Raw genomic sequence first — 592 nt, forward strand, 5'->3', positions numbered from 1 at the left:
ATTTCGTCAAGTAACTCAGCATCCTGAAGGAACTGCGTATGGAAAATTTCATGATGCTTACTATTCACCTGCTGGGAAGACAGGAACGGCACAAGCCGAAGTTCCATAAACTTCGGCTGTTTCCTTGAATGTTTTCCCCTTGATACTGCGAATCTTTATCGCTTGGTTAAACTCAATGGATAGTCGTTGATACCGCTCAATAACAGGATTCTCTTCCGCAAATCTTTTCCCACATTTACAGGCAAAACGACGTTTTCTGTAAAATATCCATGTGTGACGCTCAAAAAGCTTTAAATGCTTAATTTTTTGAATTCGATAGTCATGTACCTTAGACGTTAATGCCCCACAATTCACGCAGGAATGTTCTTTTACAGGAATCTCCACATAGAAACAATACTTACCCTCTACTATTTCTGTCTTATTAATGATCACTTCTTCAAATCCAGGTAAAAATATGTTAGTATTCATCATGCACGTATCCCCACTCTATACTTGTTTCTCGACAATTCAAGTATAAATGAATGGGTGATATCGTGCTCTTTTTTTTGCACAGTAATTGTGTAATAACCCAACAAATATTATAGAACCTTTT

The 592-nt window shown here is 37.2% G+C and carries 1 protein-coding gene; it reads right to left on the minus strand.

Annotated features, from left to right (window positions below):
* Positions 1-60: 60 nt before the first annotated feature.
* Positions 61-471 (minus strand): transposase family protein, encoded by a 411-nt coding sequence (locus PZE06_RS25930; RefSeq protein WP_483314087.1) that lies wholly within the window; start codon positions 469-471, stop codon positions 61-63.
* Positions 472-592 lie beyond the last annotated feature (121 nt).

The sequence above is a fragment of the Robertmurraya sp. DFI.2.37 genome, assembly GCF_029211245.1.
Classification (GTDB): Bacteria; Bacillota; Bacilli; order Bacillales; family Cytobacillaceae; genus Robertmurraya; species Robertmurraya methanolica_A.

What these genes read in the sequence shown, in the direction of transcription:
- PZE06_RS25930 (WP_483314087.1), bottom strand. Translation starts at nt 471, where the DNA reads ATGATGAATACTAACATATTTTTACCTGGATTTGAAGAAGTGATCATT.